This is a genomic window from bacterium SCSIO 12827, from assembly GCA_024397995.1.
Classification (GTDB): domain Bacteria; phylum Pseudomonadota; class Alphaproteobacteria; order Rhodospirillales; family Casp-alpha2; genus UBA1479.
Genome location: CP073746.1, coordinates 2,045,810 through 2,067,954 on the forward strand (window position 1 = coordinate 2,045,810; position 22,145 = coordinate 2,067,954).

The window sequence follows — 22,145 nt, forward strand, 5'->3', positions numbered from 1 at the left end:
GACCACTCAGTTGAAATAGAAGTACCGCAACAGTTCCGGGAAAAATCCGTCCTCATAGGTGTTGAGGAACCCGTTTCCGTCGTTGGCCAACAGGCGGTCGAAATCACCGTCCTTGTCGTCATCTGAGAACTTGAGATCGCCCGTGCGAAACTCGCGGTAAAGGTCGGAATATGAAAGGCCGACCAACGCCTTGGTCAGATTGCTGGTCGGGTCGAACCAATTGCGGAACCTCTGACGTAACTGGCGCATAATATTACCGTCCGTCTTCACCCCTTGTTCCCCGGCGGCGGCATCCACGGTTTCCCGGTCGTCCAGGCTTTCGGCCAGACGCGGCGTGACCAGGAAAATCAGCGAGGTGTCCTCTGTCGTCGACGTCTTCGAGCTGAAGAAATACTGCAACAGCGGCACGCGGCCCAAAACCGGCACGTCATCCGACGACTTTGATTTTTCCTCTTCCGTGCCGCCCCCCAAAACCAGGGTCTGACCGATGGACAGGATGGCCGTGCTGCTCAGGCGGTTCTTCAGGGTCGGGATGACGCGGTTGAAGGTGACGCTGGATGTCGATGTGGTGAAGGTATCGAACTCGGCCTTGGTTTCCAGACGCACCCTGCCGCCGTCGAGAATTTCCGGTGTCACCTCGAAGGAAATTCCGACTTCCTTGTCGAAGGAATCCGCACCGTCACCGTCCACGGAATAGGTGACTTCCTGCCCCAGGAAAAAGCTGCCTGTCTCACCTTCCAACACGGTGATCGATGGCCGGGCCAGAACCTCCGTGCGGTTGTCCGTGTTGTTGGCAATGTTCAGACTGTAATCAATTGAGCTTTGGGAATTGGTGCCCAACGCGATCTTGAACGCCTTTTGGATTCGCTTGGTCGCGGTGCTGCCCGACGTGCCGCTGTCCTGGGCGAACTGGAAAACGTCGCCGCTGAAACTCGCCTGAAGCTGGGAGATCAGATTGACGCCCCGCCGTTCGGACAGGGACGAGGCCTGACGGATGATGATCGCGTCGACGACCAGCATGCCCGGCAGTTTCTTCAATTCTTCGGGCTTTTCCTCAGCTTCGGCCGCACCCTGTTGCCCTGTGGCCGGGCTCGTGCCCGAAGCAGTCCCCGGGGACTTGCTGGACGGCACCCCGGCAGGCGTCTTTCCGCCGAAGAATTGGGCCTGCTGGATGTGGCCCCCGCCGCGAATGGCGGCGTTCTTCAGGGCGTTGTCGTGGAACCCCTGCCACTGCTGCACCCGCATGTTCAGGCGCCGGGCCTCCTGTTCGGAGACAAGGTCTCTATATTTTTCGACGAACTTGTCGGCATCTTCGCGGTCATTCAGGGCCGCATTGACCACGGCGCGGGCGCGCACGTTTTCAACCGTCTCGCCGGTCAGTTCGGCCGCTCGGTTCAGGAATGCCTCGGCAGCGGCGGCATCGAAATCCAGATAACTGGCTTCGGCCAGGGCCTCGAAGATTTCAGGGGAATCATCCTTGATCAACGCCGCTTCACCCAGCCACCGCAGGGCCTCCCCGTGCTCGCCGCGACGCATGTGCCACAGGCCTAGCCGATAGGCTGACGGCCAATGGCGCAGGTCGTTGTTCAATGCGGCGATATAACCGGACTGGGCCAATTCGCTCACCCTTGCCCCTTCACTGCGGCTGCGCAGTTCGTAGACATAGGCGTTGAGGAAATGCAGGTCCGGGTCGGTCGGCGCCAGGTTGAGCGCCTGATTAAGAATGAAATTGGCTTCCGGAAGCGCCCCCCGACGGATGGCGTCCAGCGCTTTCCACAAGGGTTTTTCGTAATCGTTCTCGGTCAGTTTCAGATGCGTTTTCGGCTTGGCCTCTGCCGATTCCGCGCCACCAAACCCCGTGGTAAGCCGCGGTTCATCCCCGGACATCTGCATGCAGCCACCAAGCATGGACACGCCAACCATGGCCGCAGCCAATGTGTTCTTATTCATTTTGGATACGCTCCACACTGGATGCCGACTTACTTCGCGCTGCCGGGAAGGACAGTGACGTCGTTACCCAACTTGGCCGCACGGAATCCGACGGGCACCCAACGGCCCCGTTCCTCATCCAGGACCCAACTGCGGCCCGTTTCGCTGTCGATCATCATCGTGCCGTTGACCGTGCGCGGCCCCTTGTCCGCGTCGATATCGCGCTTGATGTTGACGATGCGGTAACGCCCTTCGTCATCATCGGCCCAGGCCGGATCGGTCGCCCAAGTTGATACGGCCAACGCCATTATTGTCGCTGCGATAAACCTCATGCCGTTCTACCCCCTTGCTGGAAACCTTTTATTCAAGAACCGCGCGGACGCGGTTCACGGCCCGAAGACGGCATGTTCCGGACCGATCGGGGCAAAGCATATTTGTTTTCCCTCACCCATGTTTGACTGAGCGTCTCAAACTTCTTGATCCCCCCCCCGGGCGGAGGATACCTTTTCAACCATGCAGAGCGCGGGACGCCGCCTATAAATCGGGGGCTCGTGCCATGACAGTGACGGACCGGTCCCCTATCGGGATGAACAAGTCCCATCGGCGGTATCGGCCATGAACGCAATAAGCAAATCCCAATTTTCGACCACCCGCCTGCCCGCCGACCAACGGTTCGATGTCTGGCGGGAAAGCATTTCAGCCCTATTCGACGTCACGCCACCAGTCCGCGCTGCGATGGACGGCTTTGATGCCTCACTGACCAGTTTTCTCCTGAACGATCAGATCATGTTCAGCCGCTGCGAAACGAAGGCACAGCGGTTCGAACGGGATTCCCTTCGGGCCTCCAAGGACGGGTTGGATCATTTTCTGATTCAGACCCACTTAAAGGGCGGTCAGGAAGTGCGCCGTGGGCGACACCATTCCGAAGCCGCCGTCGGCGACCTACTGATCATCGACCTGGCGGAACGCCACATGGCGGAAACGTCCGATTTCTCGCATCTGACCCTGGTCGTGCCGCGACCGCTCCTCGCACCCTACCTGCGTCGACCGGACAGCCAGCAATGCCGCGTTCTCAAGGGCATCGATCCCTTGACCGCAATGGCAGTTAATCACTTGAAAATGTTGTTTTCCATGTCCGACGGCCTGACCGAGGAAAGCGCCGCCTTGTCGGTCGAACCAACACTGGCGCTGATGGCAAGCGCCCTGAACGGCTCCGCTGACGATGTGGAAAATGCCGCCGCTGCCGCCGCCGCCAGTCTGCTGCATCGAACGAAGACGGAGATTGAGCGCAATCTGGCGTCCCCCGACCTGTCGGTTTCGACCTTGTGCAGCGCCGTCGGACTATCCCGGGCCGGGCTTTACCGCCTGTTCGCCCCCTATGGCGGAGTCCGGGCCTATATCCAGGACCGCCGCCTTCGCCGCGCGGCCGCAGACCTGGTTTCGCCCAGCCAACAGCAAAAATATGTTTATGACATTGCGTTCAACTGGGGCTTCGCCAGCGAGGCCCACTTCTCCCGCGCCTTCAAGGCCCGGTTCGGCATGTCGCCCAAGGACGCCCGCGACTTGGGGCGTACTGGTATGCATATGGAAACGCAAATGTCCGACACACCGCAGATCGGTGATCGTAACTACGAAATCTGGCTGTCGCAGACGCTCAAGATCTAACGGTCACCCATCAGATCGCCAGGTACTGTTGGCGCAGGTCCGCATTATCCAGAACTTCCTTGGCAAGACCGTCGAACACCACCTTCCCCATATCGAGAATGATCGCGCGATCTGCCAAATGCAGCGCGGCGATGGCGTTCTGTTCGACGATGATCGTGGTCATGCCGTGAGACTTGATCTCTTCCAGGGTCCGCTCGATCTCCTGCACGATGACCGGGGCCAGACCTTCGTAGGGCTCGTCCAGCAGCAGTAGTTTCACATCCCGCGCCAGGGCCCGGCTGATGGCCAACATCTGCTGCTCGCCGCCGGACAACGTGGTGCCTTCCTGTTCGCGGCGTTCGCCCAGGCGGGGAAACAGCTCGTAAATTCGTTCGATGGACCAGCCGGTCGGCGGTGCGATTTGGGCCAGGGTAAGGTTTTCTTCCACCGTCAGGCCTTGAATGATGCGCCGGTCTTCGGGCACCAGGCCGATGCCGTTGCGTGACGCCTCATGGGCCCGCATGCTGTGCAGCGGCTTGTGATCGAGCCAAATCTCCCCATGCTTGAGCGCCGGGTCGTCGAGCCGCGCAATGGCCCGGAGGGTCGACGTCTTGCCAGCCCCGTTGCGCCCCAAAAGGGCGACGATTTCACCCTCCCGGATATCAAATGACACGCCCTGAACGATATAGCTTTCCCCGTAATAGGCATGAATGTCCCAGCAGGAGAAATAAGCGGGCTGCCCCCCCTTCGCAGTCACCGGCGGCACGCCCGGCGCGGTGCTGTTTTTGAAACCGCCGTTTTCGAGCAGCGTCTGCTCCTCAGCGCCCTTGTCCATACGAGACTCCCGTTCGTCTATCTGGTTCATAGATGCGCTCCACCAAGGTAGGCTTCTTGAACTTTCGGATTCCCCTTGATGTTCTCAGGCGTATCCTCGGCGATAACCGCGCCCTGAGCCAGCACCGATATCTTCTCGGCCAGGGAGAACACCACATGCATGTCGTGTTCAATAACCACCATGGTCACCCCGCGTTGGGCAATCCGTTTCATCAAATCGATGGTGTTGTTGGTGTCCGCCCGCGCCATGCCGGCCGTCGGTTCGTCGAGCAGCAGCAGCTTCGGATCCTGGACAAGACACATGGCGAGTTCAAGCCGCCGTTTGTCGCCGCGCGACAGATGGGCTGCTGTCTCGTCAGCCTTGGCCGCCAAGCCGACATCTTCGAGCATGGCCATCGCCTTCTCCGCCATCGGACCGTTGCGCCGGATGGAGGCCCAGGCATTGATCTTGAACGCCCCGTCGCGCCGGGCGAAGCTTGGGATCATGACGTTGTCGATCAGGCTCAGATCACCGAAGATTTCCGGCGTCTGAAACACCCGGCTGACCCCGGCCTGATTGATCTCATGCGGCGCCATGCCAAGCAGAGACTGGCCATCGAAGGTCACCGAGCCTGAATCGGGTTCAAGCCGCCCGATAAAACAGTTCAGCAGGGTCGACTTGCCGGCCCCATTGGGTCCAATGATCGCATGGACCGTTCCGGCCTCGATTTCCAGGTTCACGTTGTCGAGGGCTTTCAAGCCGCCGAACCGTTTATTGACGTTTCTTACGGATAAAGTGCTCATGTCCGTTCTCCGCTCATTCAGCCGGTTCGGGATGCGGCGTGCCGCCGGTGCTGCCGCCGGAGCGGCGCCTAGACAGCAGGTTGCTGATCCGGGAGACGCCTTCCATCAGCCCGCCCGGGAGGAAGATGACGATCACCATGAACAAGGCCCCGAGGGTCAGGTGCCAGCCCTCGCCCACGAACATCGAGCTGACCGATACCGCGACCTGCTGCAGGAAATCAGGCAGGAAGTCGAAGATGTTGTTCAGGATGCCCTTGTTGAAGGCCGAGAAGATGTTTTCGAAGTACTTGATGGCGCCGGCGCCGATCACCGGCCCCAACAGCGTGCCGGCACCCCCCAGAATGGTCATCAGGACGACCTCGCCCGAGGCGGTCCACTGCATGCGCTCCGCCCCCGCAAGGGGATCGGTGACCGCCAGCAATCCGCCCGCCAGCCCGGCGTACATGCCGGAAATGATGAACGCGGTGAGCGCGTAGGGCCGGGTGTTGACGCCCGTGTAATTCAGGCGATTCTGGTTCGACTTCACGGCCCTCAGCATCATCCCGAAGGGCGAGCGGAAGATCCGCAGGGTGATGAAGAAACAGATGATCAGCAAGACGGCGCAGAAATAGAACCCCGGGTAGCCCGTCATTTCCAGGCCGAACAGGTCCGACGACGGCAGCACCGCGCCGTAGTCCCGCCCGAAGGCGACATCCAGCGCACGGGGATCGGACTGGGCGAGTTGCAGGCCCGTCTCACCATTGGTAATCGGGGTCAGCACCGAATAGGCCATGTTGTAGCACATCTGCGCGAAAGCCAGGGTCAGGATGGAAAAGTAGATGCCCGACCGGCGCAGCGAGATATAGCCGATCAAGGCCGAGAACAGTCCCCCCATCAGCGTCGCGAAGATGATCGCCGGCACCGGATTCATGCTGAGAAGCTTGAAGGTCCAGACCGCCGTGTAGGAGCCGACGCCCAGAAAGGCGGCATGCCCGAACGAGAGATACCCGGTCAGGCCGAACAGGATGTTGAAGCCCAGCGCGAAGATGCCGTAGATCGCGAATTTCTGCAGAAGGTCGGGGTAACCGGCGCCGATCGGTTTCAGGATGATCGGGCCCGCCAGAACCGCCGCCGTGAACACGGCGAACAGAAGCAGATCTTTTTTTGTGATTGATGTCGGATGCATGGGCTCAGTGCTCCATCACGCCTTTGCGGCCCATCAGGCCGCGCGGACGGACCAGAAGGACCACGACCGCTATGAGATAGATGATGATCTGGTCAATGCCGGGCAGGATGGCCTTGACCTCGTTCATCGATGCGAAGCTTTGCAGGATTCCCAGCAAAAAGCCGGCCGCGACGGCACCGCCAAGCGACCCCATGCCGCCAACGACGACGACCACGAAGCTGAGGACCAGGAAGTCCATGCCCATGTGGTAATCGGGGCTGAGGATCGGCGTGTACATGGTGCCCGCCAGGCCGGCGACGACCGCCGCCATGCCGAACACGATGGTGAACCGCCGGTCGATGTCGATGCCCAGAAGCCCCACCGTCTCCCGATCCGCCATTCCGGCCCGCACCACCATGCCGAACGTGGTGAACTGCAGGAAGGCGAACACGGCGGCGATGACCGCGGTGGAAAACAGGAAATAGATGAAGCGCCAGGCCGGATAGACCACGTTGCCGGCGCCGAATCCGACCAGGATGCCGAAGTCGATCATGCCGTTGGCGACGTCGGGGGCCGGCTGCGGGATCGGGTTGGCGCCGAAATAGCTTTTGACGATCTCCTGCAGCACGATGGCGAGGCCGAAGGTCACCAGGATCTGTTCCGCATGGGGGCGCTTATAGAAATATCGGATCAGGCCGCGCTCCATGGTGATCCCGATGATCAGCATGATCGGAATGGCGAGGAGAATGGAAACCGGCACCGAAAAATCGAGGAGCGTCGTGCCGAAGTCGCCGAACCAGACTTCCACATAGGGCTGCCTGATTTCCATCGGCGCGCCCCAGGGCGTCGTTTTCGTCGGGTCGATCGTCACCATCTGAATGTTCAGAACGGCCTTGACCGCCACCGCACAGAAAGCACCCAGCATGAACAAGGCGCCATGCGCGAAATTAACCACGCCGAGCGTGCCGAAGATAATGGTCAAGCCAAGCGCGATCAGGGCATAGGCCCCGCCCTTATCGAGACCGTTTAAAATCTGGAGAAGAATTGCATCCATGAATCGTCACCCCTACGGAAATAGTTGGCCGCCCCCGGGGAATATCCCCCCGGGAGCGACCGTTGAGCCAGTCGGGAGGACTGATTACTTACCGTCGTTGTACGGTCCCAGTTCCCCACCCAGCAGGCTGGCCGGATACTCGACCTGCGCGCGGGGGGTGACTTCCACGACCTCGAGAACGTCGAACTTGGACGTCGGGTTTTCCTTACCCTTCACGACCAGAACGTCCTTGAAGCACTGGTGATCTTCAGCCCGGTATTCCGTCGGGCCGTTGCCCAAACCGTCGAACTTGAAACCTTCCAGAGCCTTGCCGACGCCGGACGGACGGAACGTACCGGCCCGCTGGCAGGCATCCGCATAGAGGATGGCCTGGCAGTAGGTGGTATGCGCCGCCTGCGAGGGCGGGAAGCCGTACTTCTTGCCGAACGATTTGACGAACGCCTGCGAGCCTTCGTCCTGAAGGGACCAATGCCAGTTGGTCGACCCGAAGATGCCTTTGACGTTTTCGCCGGCACCCTGAGCCATCAGACGGCTGTAGAGCGGCACGACGATGGCGAAGTCCTTGCCGTTGACCTGCTTGTCGCGCAGACCGAACTGCACCGCCTGGGTCAGCGAGTTGACCATGTCGCGGCCATAGTGGTTAAGCACCAGAACGTCGGCGCCCGAGTTGAGCACCGGCGTGATGTACTGCGAGAAGTCACCGGCGCCAAGCGGCGTGCGGACGGCGGCGGCCGTCTTCCAGCCGAGTTCTTCCGTGTACTTCTTGATCGAGCCTTCCTGCGACCAGCCCCAAGTGTAATCGGCGGTCAGGTGATAGGCGACACGATCGGAGCCGAAGTTCTTCTTCAGCACCGGAGCCAGGGCGGCGCCGGTCATTTCCGTATTAAAGAAGTGGCGAAAACCGTTGGCGCGCTTGTCCTTACCGGTGGTGTCGTTGGAGTGGGTCAGGCCGGCCATGAAGATGACACCGGCGTCCTGGCACAGGCCCTGGACGGCGATCGCGACACCGGAGGACGAGCCGCCGGTGATCATGATGGCGCCGTCTTTTTCGATCATGCGCTTGGCGCTGGCGCGGGCCGCGTCGGACTTGGTCTGCGTGTCGCCGGTGACATACACGACCTTCTTGCCGTTGACGCCGTTACCTTTAAGCGCCTTGGACGAGAAGGTGTTCAGCATGCCGCCGTCGCCTTCACCGTTGATGTGTTCGACGGCCAGTTGATAGGCGCGCAGTTCGTCCGCGCCCTCATCGGCGTAGGCACCGGTCTGCGGCACGTTGAAGCCGAACGTGACGGTCTTGCCCTTGGGTTCATTCAGATACCCGGCAGCAAATGCCTTTGAAGAGAAAATGGTCGGGGCCGCCAGAACGGCACCGGCCGCGGCGGTGCTTTGCAGCAGCCCGCGACGCGTAATCTTGAACTCACTCATGTTTGGAGTCTCCCAATTTGAATTGTTGTCGACGGGCCAGATCGATATCTGCGGCTATTTGCGAAGCCTTAACCCACGATGAATTGATCCATCCCGTACGAACATGACGGGAGGCTTGTAAATGAATCAATATTTAATTGATTTATATAGATAATTTGGTAAATAATTTCATATTAGAATATTTAATTTGTAAATCATTGACACGGAGCGCCCTCCGGCGCGTGACAGATACGAGGCGGTCGAATGGTCAACGCAATCCTGGGCACGCGAATTCAGCAATACCGCCGGGAAGTCGGCATCACTCAGGCCGCACTTGCCCGCGAAGTCGGCATTTCCCCCAGCTACCTGAACCTGATCGAATGGAACAAGCGGCCCATCGCCGGCGCCCTACTGCGCAAAATCGCCAGCGCCCTCAACCTGTCCCCCGACGATTTGGGAAGCATGGCTGAAGAGCGATTGAACGCCACCCTTTCAGAGATCGCCCATTTGCCAAGCCTGAAGGACGCGAATGTCGAGAGAGAGCGCACCAGTGAATTCATCGGAAGATTCCCGGGCTGGGCCCGGGCCATGGCAGCCTTGGCCCAGTCCGAGCACGAGGCGACGGTTCGCGCGCAAGTCCTGTCTGATCGGCTGTCGAATGACCCTTACCTCGGCGCGGAGATCCACAAGATGCTGAACCGCATGACGGCCATTCGCTCGGTCGCCGATATTCTCGTCGACTATTCCGACCTGCCCCCGGAACGCCGCGACAGGTTCATAGAGATCATCCATGAAGAAATTCGTGTGCTTTCAGACAACGGCGAAACGCTGGCCACATACTTAGACAAATCGGTACACGCGGAAAAATTTCTCACCCCGGCTGACGAGGTTGAGGCCCTGTTTGACGAACATGGGGGGCGTTTCGAGGTCATCGAAACCATTGCCGGCGAGATATCACATATGCTGACCGACTTGCGCCCCCTGCCCCGAAGGGTCAAGGCACGGGCATTGGTGGACGAACATTTGGAAGGCCCCATTCAACGGATCATCGCCGACAGCAGCCAAATTGAAACAACCGCAGCCGCCGACCGCGCCCGCCAGTTACTTACCGATTACGCGGTCGGCGCAATCCTGATGCCGATGGCCGCGTTCACACAAGAAGCCAAAGATCTCCGCTATGACATCGAAGCGTTGGCGGAGGCCTACTCGACCGAGGTCGATACCATTTGTCACCGGTTGATCTCGATCCCCAGAGGCGATGGCTTTCCCCGCTTCGGATACCTGCAGGCCAACGCATCGGGAATGATTATCGAAAAACTCGGGTTTGAGAAACTGATCATCCCCCGGTACGCCGCCGCCTGCCCGTTGTGGGTATTGTTCCGGGCCCAGCAATCTCCGGAGGCGGTAATCAGACAGCGCGCCCTTTTCCCTTCCGGCGACCGCTTTGTTTTTATCGCCCGAGCGCGAAACACCGGAATGACCGGTTTCGGCCGACCGCGGCATTACGTAACCGACATGCTGGTCACAACCGAAGTTGATGCCGGAATGACGATCTATGCACCGGACACGGCATCCGTTGTCGAAGAAGTTGGGCCAGGCTGCCGATTGTGTTCGCGGCAATCCTGCCCACATCGGGTCGATGCCCCCCTGACTCAGTAACATGTGAATTTCCGCATGGGCATTGCAGACCCGTGTCATCTGGGGTCTAATCCGTCATCGGGAGACATAACAACAATAGAAATCTGGGAGATTTCGTCGAAACATGGCGAAACGTGTGCTGCTTGCCGAAGACGAGCCGAACATCGTCGAATCACTGACTTTCATCTTGGAACGGTCCGGGTTCGAAGTGGCGACCACAACCAATGGGCGCCAGGCCCTTGAAGTCGCGCAATCGGACACGCCGGATATTCTTATTCTCGATGTCATGCTGCCGGAACTGGACGGTTACGAGGTTCTGCGGCGGTTGCGGGCCGACGCCCGGACCAAAACCCTTCCCGTGCTGATGGTGACGGCGAAGGGACAGCGCGAAGACCGGGAAACGGCGATGAAATGCGGGGCCGACATGTTCATCACCAAACCGTTCGTCAATTCCGAACTGATCGCCGCTGTCGAAAAACTCGCGGTCTGCAGGCCCGATTAGGGACTCGCTGGAGACCGCGTCTTGCCTGATCAAAAGATAACGCAACTGTCGGGACGCCGGGCGCGTGATCGGTCAATGGCGATCCTGCTGGTCGGCATTGCCATGGTCATGCCGCCATTCGCACAAGTCGTCCTGGTCGACGCCAGTTTGTTCGGCCTGCCCATTCCGCTGCTGTACATCTTTACGGTTTGGGCAGCGCTGATATTCGGCGCCGCGGTCATGGCGGGCCCGCTCAGCGCTGCCGGCACACCGGCAGCATCACAGCCCCAAGGCGACGGTGAACCGGCCCCCCCAACAAATACCGATCCTGCGAACTGATGATTTCCGTCAATGTCCTGTTGACCGTCTGTCTCGGCTATGTGGTTCTGTTATTTGCCGTCGCCTTCTTCGTTGACCGGCGGGCCCAGCGAAGCCGCACAAGCTGGCTACATTCGCCCATCGTCTACACCCTTTCGATCTCCGTCTATTGCACGTCCTGGACGTTTTACGGCGCCGTGGGCTCGGCCGCCCGAAACGGGCTCGAATTCGTCACCATCTACCTGGGGCCTACATTGGTTTTTATCGGGTGGTGGTGGATATTGCGCAAACTGGTCCGGATCGGGCGCGCCCACCGGATCACCTCCATCGCCGACTTGATCTCATCGCGCTACGGCAAAAGCTCCAGTCTTGCCGTGCTCGTGACCCTGATCGCAGTGATCGCGACCACGCCATATATCGCGCTTCAACTTCAATCCGTGGTCCGAAGCTATCAGATCATTTCCAGCGATGCCGATGCCATCACCACCGCGTTCTGGGTGGCCGCCGGCATGGCGCTTTTCACGATCTTGTTCGGAACGCGAAACCTTGATGCCAATGAACGCCATCACGGGGTGGTCGCCGCCATCGCCCTTGAGGCCATCATCAAATTGCTCGCGCTGATCGCCGTCGGGTTCTTTGTCACCTACGGCATTTCCGGTGGCTTTACCGATGTCTTTGAAAACGTGCATCCCGATGTCATCCGCGGGTCCAGCGACATCTTCGGCCCAAGATGGATCACGCTGACGTTCCTGTCGGCTACGGCGATCATCTGCCTGCCGCGGCAGTTCCAGGTAACGGTGGTCGAAAACGTGGAAGAAAGTCATTTGACGACCGCGTCCTGGCTATTCCCGCTTTATCTGTTCGGCATGACCATCTTTATCATGCCCATCGCGCTGGTCGGCCTGCAGGTCATGCCCACGACGTCAAACCCGGATCTTTATGTCCTGACGATACCGCTTGCCTATGACAGGCACGAACTGGCGCTGTTTGCTTTCTTGGGCGGGTTTTCTTCGGCGACCTCCATGGTGATCGTTGCCGCGATTGCGGTATCGACCATGGTATCCAACCATATCGTGATGCCGGTGGCATTGCGCCTGTTGCACGGAACGCGCGCCGTCAGCGGCGATGTCCGAAATCTTCTTCTGGTATCCAGGCGGATCAGCATTGCCTTTATCCTCGGCCTTGGCTTTCTGTATTTCCAAGCCAGCGGCGGATCCGATGCCTTGGCCGCAATCGGCTTGATCGCCTTCGTCGGCGTCGCCCAATTTCTGCCCAGCCTGCTTGGCGGAATTTTCTGGCGCGGCGCAACCGGGACAGGCGCCTTTGCCGGGCTGATCGTGGGCTTCATCTTTTGGGCCTATACATTGTTCCTTCCCAGCTTCGGAGGCGACTTCGTGCTCAGCGCGGCAACGCTGGCCAACGGCCCATGGGGCATCGACATGCTACGACCCCAGGCGCTTTTTGGATTCAAGGGAATGGATTCCCTGGTTCACGCCGTCATCTGGAGCGTCGGGACCAACGCCCTGACCTTCCTCATCGTGTCGAACCTGAGCAATGCGGGCACGCTTGAGCGGTTTCAGGCAGCGATGTTCGTTGACGTCTTCCGCTCGTCTGGTGGCGTTCCTTCGAACGTCGCGACCAGCACCGCCGATTCGGAAGATTTGTTCATCTTGGCTCAGCGCATCCTTGGCACCGACGCCGCCCGCCGTCTTTTCGATGAAATGGCGATCGAGCAAGGCACCACCGGATTGCCCCAAGCCAGCGACGCCGTCATCGCCAGACTTGAACGGGAATTGGCCGGCTCCATCGGCGCGGCGTCGGCCCACGCCATGGTGTCACGCATCGCCGGGCATGAGACCGTCGGCATGACCGATCTGATCGACATCGCTGACGAGGCGCTGCAGCTCGTCGAAACATCCCGACAATTGTCCGAGAAATCCGCCCAGCTGGAACGCACCGCCCACCAGCTTCGCGAAGTGAACGAACGCCTTCGGGTCCTCGATGCCCAAAAGGACGAATTCCTCAGTCAGATCAGTCACGAACTCCGCACACCGATGACTTCGATCCAATCCTTCTCGGAAACCCTGGCGGCCGATGATCCGATATCCCTCGCCGATCAAAGGCGCTTCGTATCCATCATTCATGACGAAAGCCGCCGGCTGACGCGTCTGTTGGATGAACTGCTGGATATCAGCCGGTTCGAGTCCGGCACCGTGAAGTTGCAAATCGGACTCATCGAAATAAAGACCGCCATCACGGCGGCCCTGGACGCCATGTCGGGCGTTACAAGGAACGCCAATGTCCTGGTCAACATCGAATATGAGCAGGATACCTTATGGGTCAAAGCGAACGAGGATCGTCTGCATCAGGTTCTGCTGAACATTCTGTCGAACGCCGTCAAATACAACGACTCCGACCAGCCGGAGGTTCGTATCAACGCCTATAAAAAGGGCGAATACGTGCTGATCGATGTCATGGATAACGGTGGGGGCGTGTCTCAGGAAGACGCGGCGACAATCTTCGAAAAATTCTCCCGTGGCAGCAAATCCGCGCGCGGCAAAGGCGCCGGGTTAGGCTTGCCGATCAGCCGATCGATCATGCGCGCAATGGGCGGTGACCTGACCGCGGAATTCAGCGAAGCCGGCACCAGCTACTTTCGACTCCGCCTGCCGAATTCAGCCCCACCCGCGTAAAGCGCCGTACCCCCGGACCTGCATGTGGATCCGGGATCAGCCCCTCGGCCAGTGGTCTGCGCAGCAGCCACAAGACCCGCGATGCCCTAGCCCTTGGCCAGCCGCCGCGATCTGTTCATGAAGTAGCCAAACGCGATCACGCCGATTGTGAAGATCAGAATGCCAAGGGACATCCCGCGTTCGACGAAGATCATGGGGGAGCCACGGGAGATGATGAGTGTCTGACGCAGCGTTTCCTCTGCGAGGGGCCCCAGCACAAGCGCCAGAACCGTCGCGGCGGGAGAGAAGCCGTATAACTTCATGAAGAACCCGACGCCGCCCGCGGCGAACATGAGCCAAACCTCGATGATACTGCCGTGCACGCTGAACGTCCCCATCGTACAGACGAGAATGACCGCCGGCGCCAGGACCCGGTACGGTACTTTTAAAAGCGTCACGAACAACGGGATCGCAAAAATATTGATGGCGAGCAGCGCCATGTTCCCCAGATACATACTGGCAACCAGGGCCCAGGCGAATTCGGGGTTCTGCTCCATGAGAAGCGGCCCGGGCTTGAGCCCCCACATCAGCAAGGCCGCCAGCAACACCGCGGTCGAGGCCGAGCCCGGAATGCCAAGCGTCAATAGCGGCACCATGGAGCCGGCCGAGGCCGCGTTGTTCGCGCATTCCGGTGCGACCAGGCCAGGCATCGCACCTTTGCCGAACTTCTCGGGCGTCTTCGAACTGGATTTTTCAATCGAGTACGACATCAGCGACGCAACCGTCGCACCCGCCCGGGGGACAACACCGATACAGAAGCCCAAAATCGACCCGCGCACGAAAGCCATGCGCGATTCGATCCAGTCGCGCATCGACGGCCAGAAATGCTTTTCACTTTGGTACTGAATGATGCCGCCGCTGCCGCCGCGGTGAAGGCCTTGATAGAACGCGAAGAAAAGCTCGCCCAGCCCGAACAGACCGATGGCGATCGGAATAAACGCAATGCCGCCGATCAGTTCCGCCGAACCGAAGGTAAACCGTTGCATGCCGGTTTCCAGGTCAACCCCGACCGTTCCCAGCGCGAACCCGATCAGTGCGGATATGGCGCCGAACCGCCAGTTGTCGCCGATCAGGACGATCAACGTGACGATCCCCATTAGGACAAGCATGAAGAATTCCGGCGGACCGAAACCGCGCGTCACTTGCGCGAATACCGCCGCCAGCACCGAAATCAAAATGACCCCGACCGTCCCGCCGACAAACGACGCGGCCGCCTGCATGACCAAGGCCGGCCCGGCGCGGCCCTGTTGGGCCAGCGGATAGCCGTCGAACGTTGACGCGACAACGGCCGACTCTCCCGGCGTATTCAAAAGAATCGACGTGATCGTGCCGCCGTACATGGCGCCATAATAGATGGCTGCCAGCATGATGATGGCGCCGGTCGGATCCATTCCGAACGTAAGCGGCAGAAGAATCGACAAGCCCGCAGCGGGACCGAAACCGGGAATAATGCCGACGACCATCCCGATAAGCGATCCAAGCATCAAGTAGACGATGTTGATCGGTGAAATGGCGACGGAGAACCCGAGTAAGAGCTGGTCAAAGATTTCCATAATTTAACGCTGCCTAAGAAGTTTGAAGATCGGCCATAACCACGGTTCGATTCCGTCCTAGAACGGAAGACCGAGCATGCCGGGCGGCAACGCCGCGTTGAGGGTATGTCTGAACAGGGTAAAAAGCCCGATGGGCAGCAACAGACCGACCAGGAGGTTTGTTACATGCCGCCCCCGGTTCAGCACGAACAGGGCGAGCAGCATGAAAAGCACCATGCCCGGCAGCGCTCCTAGAAAATGGCTCGCGATGATCAGCAGTGCGACCATTGCAACCACGAAAAGCGTGACCGGCCAATCCATGGAAATCGCGTCGTCAGTATGGCGACGGCGGAATTCGACGACCGTGGCGTGCAGAACAAATGCGACGAGCGCGACGGCAATGATCTGGGGGAAGAACCCCGGACCGATGCGGCCGCGGGAACTCAGGAAGTTCAAATCCGCAAACGCCAACACCGCATAGAACACGGACAGCAGCAGCACGGCGGTCATAAAGGCTATTCTCATGGAAGGCACCAATTACCCGTCTTGATCTTGAAATCGCGACCGGCGGGGATCACGACAACTTTCATACTGTCATTCAGATGATCACTGAACGCCCAAAGAGCAACAAACGACGCTTTGCAAAAAGGCCGCCCGCCGAAAGCAGATCGGCGGGCGGCTCGCATTTCGTAGCAGTCGTTACTTAATGGCGCCCTTGGCTTTGAGGACCCGGGCGAACTGTTCCTGCGAATGCGCCAGGAAGTTACGGAAATCTTCACCCCAAAGGACGGTTTCCGTCAGCTCGTGCTTCTTCACATAGGCGGCCCATTCCGGCTTCTCGACAACCTTTTTCATGGTCGCGATCCACCATTCCTGGGCTTCCTTGGGGGCCTCGGGGGGCAGAACAACTCCGCGCGGCATGGAGATGCCAAGCTCATACCCCTTGTCGCCGAAGGTCGGAACATCCTTCAGGGACTCGGGCGTTTTCTTTCCAGAGAACGCAAGCGCGCGCAGGTCGCCCGATTCAATCAGGCCCGCGACTTCTCCCGGGTTTGCCACCATGGCGTCGAGCGCATCCGACAACAACGCGGTCGTCAGTTCGCCCTGCTTGTTGAAGGAAACATACTCGAACTTATACCCGGCTTTTTCCGCCAGCAGCGTCGGCACAATGAAGTCGACGTTAACGGCACCCATGCCACCGACGGCCGGGGGTTTGGCTTTCGCCTCTTTGATGAACTGGTCGAACGACGTGATCTTGGACTTACCGTTGACGAGAAGCACCAGATCGTCGGCCGCAAGCAGCGCAACGGGGGTGAACGTCGTCGGAGACCAGGGGGTCTTCGCCTTCAGCGGCGTCGTGATGTAGCTGCCAGAGGTCGAGGTGATGTGATAGGGATTGCCCTTCTGATTGTGGACAAAGCCCCAGCCGACAGCACCGCTGCCGCCCGGACGGTTCTGCGCCACGATCTCACCCGGATAGAGCTTGTACTTCTCCAGGATCGAGATAATCGTCCGCGACATGATGTCATTGCCGCCACCAGGCCCGAACGCGATCGTCCAGTTCAGCCGCTCGCTGGGATAGGAATCGGCTTTCGCCAGTCCCGGGGAGAAGGTTGGGATCGCCATGGCGCCGACAAGGGCACATGCCCAAACCGCCTTACCGATCGTGTTTTTCAAGTGCATTGAATTTCCTCCGTTTTCATTCCGTAACGTGCCCAGATGCACAGCAAATGAGGGTCACGGTCTTTGATTGATGGGCCTTATTCGATCTAACCGCCGCCTACTTCGAAGCCAACTTATTGCCAGTCGAATTCTCATTGGGATTCTGGAGTGAATCCTGCTCGTCACCGGTAACCGCCGCCTTCCAACGACGGTAACCGGCAAGCGAATGTTCTTCCCCGAGACGGCGCGCCAGTTCGCTATCCCCCGCCCGCAAAGCCGCGACAAGGTCCTTATGTTCGCGGTTTGATTGCCGCATACGTTCGGGTTCGATCAACGATCGCTGCCGGGCCAAATGCCCTTCGTTAATCAAGGAACGATAGGTCTGCTGCGCCCGTTCGTGCGCCGCATGGACAATGGTATGTTCGTGAAACTGAAGATTGAGACGATAATAGCTGACGGGGTCACCGGCCGCGATGGCGGCATCCATCTGCCGGATACTTTCTTCGAGATCGGCCAGATCCTGTTCGGTGATCTGGGTCGCCAGGCGGGCGCAAATGAAGCCATAAACGACCGCGCGGACGTCATAAACTTCCGCGGTTTCTTCGGGTGAAATCTCCCGCACGAAGAATCCTTGGTTAAGCCGGGTTGACACAAGCTGGGCGCATTCCAAGGCACGCATCGCCTCACGAACGGGGCCACGGCTGACCCCAAAGCGCTGTGCCAGCGCCTGCTCGTTCAGGCGGTCACCCGCGCGCAGCTCCCCGGTGACGATCAATCGTTCCAATTCCTTCTGAACGATCGCGGTCAGGGATTCCGAACGACGCAGCGCTATGGCTTCTGAAACGGTGTCACTCATAGGTTCATTTGCACCAAGGCATCAATTTGTGTCAATCGTATATCGGAAAATGTTTCCGATATATTGTAGACAATATACGATATGAGCTTAACCCTTGCGACCAATATGGAGACCGCACATGCCATTCACCCCTGCCTCGCCTGCCCTGTCGCGCTTTACCGTCCTTGACCTGACGCGCGTCCGTTCCGGTCCCACCTGCGTTCGCCAATTGGCCGATTGGGGTGCCAACGTCATCAAGGTCGAACTTCCCGAGGCATTGGATGCAGCAGAAGGCCCGGGCGGCCCACGGCACGGCTCCGACTTTCAGAATCTCCACCGCAACAAGCGCGCGATGACGCTCAACCTGAAGTCACCGGAGGGCCTTGCCGTGTTGAAACGTCTGGTCGAAAAGGCGGATGTCCTCGTCGAGAACTTCCGCCCCGATGTAAAAGACCGGCTCGGTATCGACTACGAAAGCCTACGGGCCATCAACCCGCAACTGGTCTATGCGTCGATTTCGGGTTTTGGGCAGGATGGCCCCTACGCCAAGCGGCCCGGATTCGATCAGATCGCCCAAGGCATGGGCGGCTTGATGTCGATCACCGGCAAGCCCGGCGAAGGTCCGATGCGTGTCGGCATACCGATCGCCGATCTGACCTCCGGCCTTTATTGCGCACTCGGCATTCTCGTCGCCCTTTTGGCCCGCGATGAGATCGGCGAAGGTCAATGGGTGCAGACCTCTCTTCTGCAGTCCCAGATCGCGATGCTCGATTTCCAGGCGACGCGTTGGCTGATCAATGGTGAAGTGCCGCCCCAGGCCGGCAACAATCATCCCACGTCAATCCCGACCGGCGTCTTCGAGACCTCTGACGGCTACATCAATCTGGCGGTCACAGGTCAGGTGATCTGGGAACGGTTTTGCCAGGCTGTCGACGCCGAACGCCTGATCGAACACCCGGATTACAAGACCTCTGCCCTGCGCTCTCAGAATCGCGACGCGCTCGGCGAAGAGATCAATGCCATTCTCCGCACCGCCGACAGCGACACCTGGATCAGCCGCTTCAACAAATCGGGCGTGCCGGCCGGGCCGATCAACACCATCGACAAGGTCTTCGCCGATCCCCAGGTTCAGCACCTTGAAATGGCCCAAAAGGTGACGTCGAATACGCTTGGTGAACTCACCTTGGTCGGCCAGCCGATCAAGATGAATAAGACACCCAGTTCGATGAAGCTGGCCCCGCCGGAACGTGGCGAGCACTCCGACGAAATTCTGCAGGAATTCGGGTATTCACCTGCGGAAATCGCCGACCTCAAAGACGCCGGCGTCGTATAAGCGGTGCATTGTCATCCCCACTGCTGACGCCTATTCCCATCAATCGACCATGAAGGACCATCACATGATGCCGCCCTCCAACACGCCCCCCAACATCGATGCCGATCTCGCCAGCGAAGCCGGCGAAGACATTCTTTACGAAGTCCGCGACGGTATCGGGTTCCTGACCTTCAACCGCCCGCAGGCGCGCAACGCCATGACCTTCGCGATGTATGAACGCATGGCCCAAATCTGCGCCGATGCCAATGAAACCCGGGATATCCGGGCGCTCGTCCTGACCGGGGCCGGCGAAAAAGCCTTCGCCGCCGGCACCGACATGTCGCAGTTCCGTGCCTTCGACAAGGAAGAGGATGCGCTTGCCTATGAGGCGCGGATCGACCGCACGCTCGGCACATTGGAACGCTGCAGGATTCCGACCATCGCCGCCATTCGCGGTGCCTGTGCGGGCGGTGGCGCCGGCATCGCCGCCTGTTGCGACCTGCGTATCGCGGCGCGGACGTCGCGCTTCGGATTTCCCGTCGCGCGCACGCTCGGCAACTGCCTGTCGATGATGAACTTTGCCAGGTTGGCCGACCTGATCGGCACGGCCCGCGCAAAGGACATGATCTTCCGTGCGAAGATGATCGAGGCTCCGGCCGCACTCGAATACGGTTTCATCACCGAAATGGTCGAAACTCCGGACGAAGTCGCACCGCGCGCCGAGGAGATCGCCCGCCAGATCTCCGAGTATGCTCCCCTCACCTTGCAGGCGACGAAAGAGGCGTTCCTGCGTCTGCGCACCGAATTGCCGCCGGGCGGCGGCCGTGACCTCCTGCTCATGTGTTACATGAGCGAGGATTTCCGCGAAGGCATGGATGCGTTTCTCAGCAAGCGGCCGCCGAACTTCAAGGGACAGTGATGCAACCGCAGTCACTTCCATGAAAGTGACGAGAACCTAAACAAACGGGCCCCTAACGGGGCCCGTTTCCGATTACGGGGGCAAGATCCGTGACTGCGATCAAATCGACAGATACATCATGCCGCCTGGTCGGTGATTTGCTTGCGAATGACCGCCTTAATTTCCCGCCAGACGCTCAGCGTATAATTGTCGCCCGCGCGTTGCGCATCGATAGCCCCTTCGATGGCGACGGAAAGGGCACCGTCCAATCCGTGCTCTTGGATCAAGTTTTTTGCGATTTCTTTGGGATCGTACTGCATGCCTGACTTTCGCGGACCATGTTGTTGAAGAAGATCGTCGATCCAACGGGTTTTGCCCGACAATCATGGCCGCCGTATGGCGAGTCTGCGCCATCATTGCAACGCTGTTGCGCAATCGCCCTGCAACTTCCTTGCCTGCCGTTGATGATCCGGCTTACCGTCGCCCCCACCAACGAACCGTCACCGGATGCCCCCCCAACATGTTCCCTCGCCGATGACTGACCGACCGCCGCCCACGGCACCGACGAAACCCGCATCGTTCCTGGGCGCTCTCGCCTGGGCCATGTACGACTGGGCCAATTCAGCCTATGCGGCCGTTATCTCGACCTTCGTGTTCAGCGCCTATTTCACCAAGGCCGTTGCCGCCGATCCCATCGCCGGTACGGAAATGTGGGGCTACGCCATTTCCGCCTCGTCATTCTGCGTCGCCGTCACGGCCCCGGTCCTGGGCGCCATCGCCGACCGGGGCGGGCGGCGCAAGCCCTGGATCTTCGTGTTTACCCTGGGTCTGGTCGTCGCGACGGCACTCATGTGGTACGTGGAACCCTCTCCGTCATCGGTCGTGTTGGCACTCGTCCTGGCCGCCGCTGCCAATTTCACTTTCGAGACGGCAACCGTGTTCTACAACGCCATGCTGCCCGACGTCGCCGGGCGCGACCGCATCGGACGCCTGTCGGGCTGGGCCTGGGGCTTCGGCTATGCGGGTGGCATCGTCTGCCTGGTCGTATTGCTGGTCGGCTTCGTACAGCCAGAGGTGCCGTGGCTGGGACTCGACAAGGAGACGGCCGAACACGTGCGCATTTCCGGACCCTTCGTCGCGATCTGGCTGGCCCTGTTCTCCCTGCCCCTTTTCCTGTTTACCCCGGACACGCCGTCCCGCGGCCTGCCAGCCCTGACGGCGGTGCGCGAAGGCATCGCCACGCTGCGCGGCACGCTGAAGCGCGCGCGGGATTACGACGGTATCATCGTCTTTCTGGTCGGCTACATGATCTATATGGACGGGCTCGGCACCATGTTCACCTTCGGCGGTATCTACGCCGCCGGCACCTTCGGCATGGAACAGGCCGAGGTCATTCAGCTTGGCATCGGCATGAGTATCACCGCCGGGATCGGCGCCTTCGCCATGGCCTGGGTCGACGATTGGATGGGGCCTAAGCGCACGATCCTGATTTCCTTGTTGGGGCTCATCATGTTCGGGCTCGCCATCGTCTCCGTCACCGACAAGGCCCTGTTCTGGGCCTTCGCACTTGGGATCGGCCTGTTCGTCGGGCCGGGCCAGGCGGCGGGTCGGTCCCTGATGGCGCATCTCGCCCCCGACCACCTGCGCACGGAAATGTTCGGCTTCATGGCGCTTGCCGGCAAGGCGACGGCCTTCGTTGGCCCTGCCGCCGTCGCTTGGGCCACCAGCATGGCCGAAAGCCAGCGCCACGGCATGGCGACGGTGATCGCCTTCTTTGTCGTCGGATTCATCTTGATCCTGCGGGTGCCGGACGCGCGGCGCTGATTTCCACGACGGCCGTCCGCTACCGGCCTTCGGTTTAGACCTTATAGACCAAAATTTTTTTCCGATCGTCCCGGCGCAGCTAAGTACCTGTGCGAGTTCAAAACATTGCCCGATAAACATA

Annotated in this window: 20 protein-coding genes; 8 read left to right on the top strand and 12 right to left on the bottom strand. The window is 59.7% G+C overall.

Annotated elements, in window-relative coordinates:
- Window positions 1-6: 6 nt before the first annotated feature.
- Together KFF05_09560 and KFF05_09565 are read right to left on the bottom strand one after the other, a co-directional pair.
- Window positions 7-1,950: a hypothetical protein gene (locus KFF05_09560; GenBank protein ID UTW50224.1), complete on the bottom strand. Its 1,944-nt coding sequence runs from the start codon at window positions 1,948-1,950 to the stop codon at window positions 7-9.
- 29 nt (window positions 1,951-1,979) lie between these two features.
- Window positions 1,980-2,261 (bottom strand): hypothetical protein, encoded by a 282-nt coding sequence (locus KFF05_09565; GenBank protein ID UTW50225.1) that lies wholly within the window; start codon window positions 2,259-2,261, stop codon window positions 1,980-1,982.
- A 283-nt stretch (window positions 2,262-2,544) separates the two neighbouring features.
- Here KFF05_09565 and KFF05_09570 point away from each other — a divergent pair, with 283 nt between their 5' ends.
- Window positions 2,545-3,594: a helix-turn-helix domain-containing protein gene (locus KFF05_09570; protein ID UTW50226.1), complete on the top strand. Its 1,050-nt coding sequence runs from the start codon at window positions 2,545-2,547 to the stop codon at window positions 3,592-3,594.
- 10 nt (window positions 3,595-3,604) lie between these two features.
- Here KFF05_09570 and KFF05_09575 read toward each other — a convergent pair whose 3' ends face one another.
- The 5 genes from KFF05_09575 to KFF05_09595 form a co-directional block, all read right to left on the bottom strand.
- Window positions 3,605-4,408: an ABC transporter ATP-binding protein gene (locus KFF05_09575; GenBank protein UTW53662.1), complete on the bottom strand. Its 804-nt coding sequence runs from the start codon at window positions 4,406-4,408 to the stop codon at window positions 3,605-3,607.
- Window positions 4,409-4,434: 26 nt separating this feature from the next.
- Window positions 4,435-5,190, bottom strand: coding sequence for an ABC transporter ATP-binding protein (locus KFF05_09580; protein ID UTW50227.1), 756 nt, complete (start codon window positions 5,188-5,190; stop codon window positions 4,435-4,437).
- A gap of 13 nt (window positions 5,191-5,203) precedes the next feature.
- The gene (locus KFF05_09585; GenBank protein UTW50228.1) at window positions 5,204-6,355 is read right to left on the bottom strand and encodes a branched-chain amino acid ABC transporter permease; all 1,152 of its coding nucleotides are present in this window, start codon (window positions 6,353-6,355) and stop codon (window positions 5,204-5,206) included.
- Between the two features lie 4 nt (window positions 6,356-6,359).
- Window positions 6,360-7,388 (bottom strand): branched-chain amino acid ABC transporter permease, encoded by a 1,029-nt coding sequence (locus KFF05_09590; protein ID UTW50229.1) that lies wholly within the window; start codon window positions 7,386-7,388, stop codon window positions 6,360-6,362.
- 84 nt (window positions 7,389-7,472) lie between these two features.
- Complete coding sequence (locus tag KFF05_09595) at window positions 7,473-8,813, bottom strand: substrate-binding protein (protein UTW50230.1); 1,341 nt, start codon at window positions 8,811-8,813, stop codon at window positions 7,473-7,475.
- 243 nt (window positions 8,814-9,056) lie between these two features.
- Here KFF05_09595 and KFF05_09600 point away from each other — a divergent pair, with 243 nt between their 5' ends.
- From KFF05_09600 to KFF05_09615, 4 genes are all read left to right on the top strand, one after another.
- Window positions 9,057-10,451: a DUF2083 domain-containing protein gene (locus tag KFF05_09600; GenBank protein ID UTW50231.1), complete on the top strand. Its 1,395-nt coding sequence runs from the start codon at window positions 9,057-9,059 to the stop codon at window positions 10,449-10,451.
- 103 nt (window positions 10,452-10,554) lie between these two features.
- Complete coding sequence (locus KFF05_09605; GenBank protein UTW50232.1) at window positions 10,555-10,932, top strand: response regulator; 378 nt, start codon at window positions 10,555-10,557, stop codon at window positions 10,930-10,932.
- A 75-nt stretch (window positions 10,933-11,007) separates the two neighbouring features.
- A complete protein-coding gene (locus KFF05_09610) occupies window positions 11,008-11,250 on the top strand; it encodes a hypothetical protein (protein ID UTW50233.1) in 243 nt (80 codons plus the stop codon).
- Complete coding sequence (locus tag KFF05_09615; protein ID UTW50234.1) at window positions 11,250-13,922, top strand: sodium:solute symporter; 2,673 nt, start codon at window positions 11,250-11,252, stop codon at window positions 13,920-13,922. Before KFF05_09610 ends, KFF05_09615 begins: the two co-directional genes overlap by 1 nt.
- Window positions 13,923-14,008: 86 nt before the next feature.
- On the opposite strand, the gene KFF05_09620 is transcribed toward KFF05_09615, so the two are convergent.
- The 4 genes from KFF05_09620 to KFF05_09635 all read right to left on the bottom strand — a co-directional run bounded on the left by KFF05_09620 (window position 14,009) and on the right by KFF05_09635 (window position 18,011).
- Window positions 14,009-15,514, bottom strand: coding sequence for a tripartite tricarboxylate transporter permease (locus tag KFF05_09620; protein ID UTW50235.1), 1,506 nt, complete (start codon window positions 15,512-15,514; stop codon window positions 14,009-14,011).
- Between the two features lie 57 nt (window positions 15,515-15,571).
- A complete protein-coding gene (locus KFF05_09625) occupies window positions 15,572-16,003 on the bottom strand; it encodes a tripartite tricarboxylate transporter TctB family protein (protein UTW50236.1) in 432 nt (143 codons plus the stop codon).
- A gap of 189 nt (window positions 16,004-16,192) precedes the next feature.
- A complete protein-coding gene (locus tag KFF05_09630; GenBank protein UTW50237.1) occupies window positions 16,193-17,176 on the bottom strand; it encodes a tripartite tricarboxylate transporter substrate binding protein in 984 nt (327 codons plus the stop codon).
- 97 nt (window positions 17,177-17,273) lie between these two features.
- On the bottom strand, window positions 17,274-18,011 hold the full coding sequence (locus tag KFF05_09635; protein UTW50238.1) for an FCD domain-containing protein: 738 nt from the start codon (window positions 18,009-18,011) through the stop codon (window positions 17,274-17,276).
- A gap of 118 nt (window positions 18,012-18,129) precedes the next feature.
- Between KFF05_09635 and KFF05_09640 the strand changes: the two genes are divergently transcribed.
- Both KFF05_09640 and KFF05_09645 read left to right on the top strand, forming a co-directional pair.
- A complete protein-coding gene (locus KFF05_09640) occupies window positions 18,130-19,323 on the top strand; it encodes a CoA transferase (protein UTW50239.1) in 1,194 nt (397 codons plus the stop codon).
- A gap of 67 nt (window positions 19,324-19,390) precedes the next feature.
- On the top strand, window positions 19,391-20,221 hold the full coding sequence (locus tag KFF05_09645; GenBank protein UTW53663.1) for an enoyl-CoA hydratase/isomerase family protein: 831 nt from the start codon (window positions 19,391-19,393) through the stop codon (window positions 20,219-20,221).
- Between the two features lie 116 nt (window positions 20,222-20,337).
- Here KFF05_09645 and KFF05_09650 read toward each other — a convergent pair whose 3' ends face one another.
- Window positions 20,338-20,583, bottom strand: coding sequence for a hypothetical protein (locus tag KFF05_09650; GenBank protein ID UTW50240.1), 246 nt, complete (start codon window positions 20,581-20,583; stop codon window positions 20,338-20,340).
- 151 nt (window positions 20,584-20,734) lie between these two features.
- Between KFF05_09650 and KFF05_09655 the strand changes: the two genes are divergently transcribed.
- Window positions 20,735-22,024, top strand: a complete 1,290-nt coding sequence (locus tag KFF05_09655) for an MFS transporter (protein ID UTW50241.1) — start codon at window positions 20,735-20,737, stop codon at window positions 22,022-22,024.
- Window positions 22,025-22,145: the final 121 nt, after the last annotated feature.

Bases quoted from the DNA above. Each gene is read 5' to 3' on its own strand.
- KFF05_09605 (UTW50232.1), top strand. From the start codon at position 10,555: ATGGCGAAACGTGTGCTGCTTGCCGAAGACGAGCCGAACATCGTCGAA.
- KFF05_09645 (UTW53663.1), top strand. From the start codon at position 19,391: ATGCCGCCCTCCAACACGCCCCCCAACATCGATGCCGATCTCGCCAGC.
- KFF05_09580 (UTW50227.1), bottom strand. From the start codon at position 5,190: ATGAGCACTTTATCCGTAAGAAACGTCAATAAACGGTTCGGCGGCTTG.
- KFF05_09620 (UTW50235.1), bottom strand. From the start codon at position 15,514: ATGGAAATCTTTGACCAGCTCTTACTCGGGTTCTCCGTCGCCATTTCA.
- KFF05_09610 (UTW50233.1), top strand. From the start codon at position 11,008: ATGGCGATCCTGCTGGTCGGCATTGCCATGGTCATGCCGCCATTCGCA.
- KFF05_09655 (UTW50241.1), top strand. From the start codon at position 20,735: ATGACTGACCGACCGCCGCCCACGGCACCGACGAAACCCGCATCGTTC.
- KFF05_09575 (UTW53662.1), bottom strand. From the start codon at position 4,408: ATGGACAAGGGCGCTGAGGAGCAGACGCTGCTCGAAAACGGCGGTTTC.
- KFF05_09570 (UTW50226.1), top strand. From the start codon at position 2,545: ATGAACGCAATAAGCAAATCCCAATTTTCGACCACCCGCCTGCCCGCC.
- KFF05_09615 (UTW50234.1), top strand. From the start codon at position 11,250: ATGATTTCCGTCAATGTCCTGTTGACCGTCTGTCTCGGCTATGTGGTT.
- KFF05_09640 (UTW50239.1), top strand. From the start codon at position 18,130: ATGCCATTCACCCCTGCCTCGCCTGCCCTGTCGCGCTTTACCGTCCTT.
- KFF05_09585 (UTW50228.1), bottom strand. From the start codon at position 6,355: ATGCATCCGACATCAATCACAAAAAAAGATCTGCTTCTGTTCGCCGTG.
- KFF05_09590 (UTW50229.1), bottom strand. From the start codon at position 7,388: ATGGATGCAATTCTTCTCCAGATTTTAAACGGTCTCGATAAGGGCGGG.
- KFF05_09625 (UTW50236.1), bottom strand. From the start codon at position 16,003: ATGACCGCCGTGCTGCTGCTGTCCGTGTTCTATGCGGTGTTGGCGTTT.
- KFF05_09565 (UTW50225.1), bottom strand. From the start codon at position 2,261: ATGAGGTTTATCGCAGCGACAATAATGGCGTTGGCCGTATCAACTTGG.
- KFF05_09630 (UTW50237.1), bottom strand. From the start codon at position 17,176: ATGCACTTGAAAAACACGATCGGTAAGGCGGTTTGGGCATGTGCCCTT.
- KFF05_09560 (UTW50224.1), bottom strand. From the start codon at position 1,950: ATGAATAAGAACACATTGGCTGCGGCCATGGTTGGCGTGTCCATGCTT.
- KFF05_09595 (UTW50230.1), bottom strand. From the start codon at position 8,813: ATGAGTGAGTTCAAGATTACGCGTCGCGGGCTGCTGCAAAGCACCGCC.
- KFF05_09600 (UTW50231.1), top strand. From the start codon at position 9,057: ATGGTCAACGCAATCCTGGGCACGCGAATTCAGCAATACCGCCGGGAA.
- KFF05_09635 (UTW50238.1), bottom strand. From the start codon at position 18,011: ATGAGTGACACCGTTTCAGAAGCCATAGCGCTGCGTCGTTCGGAATCC.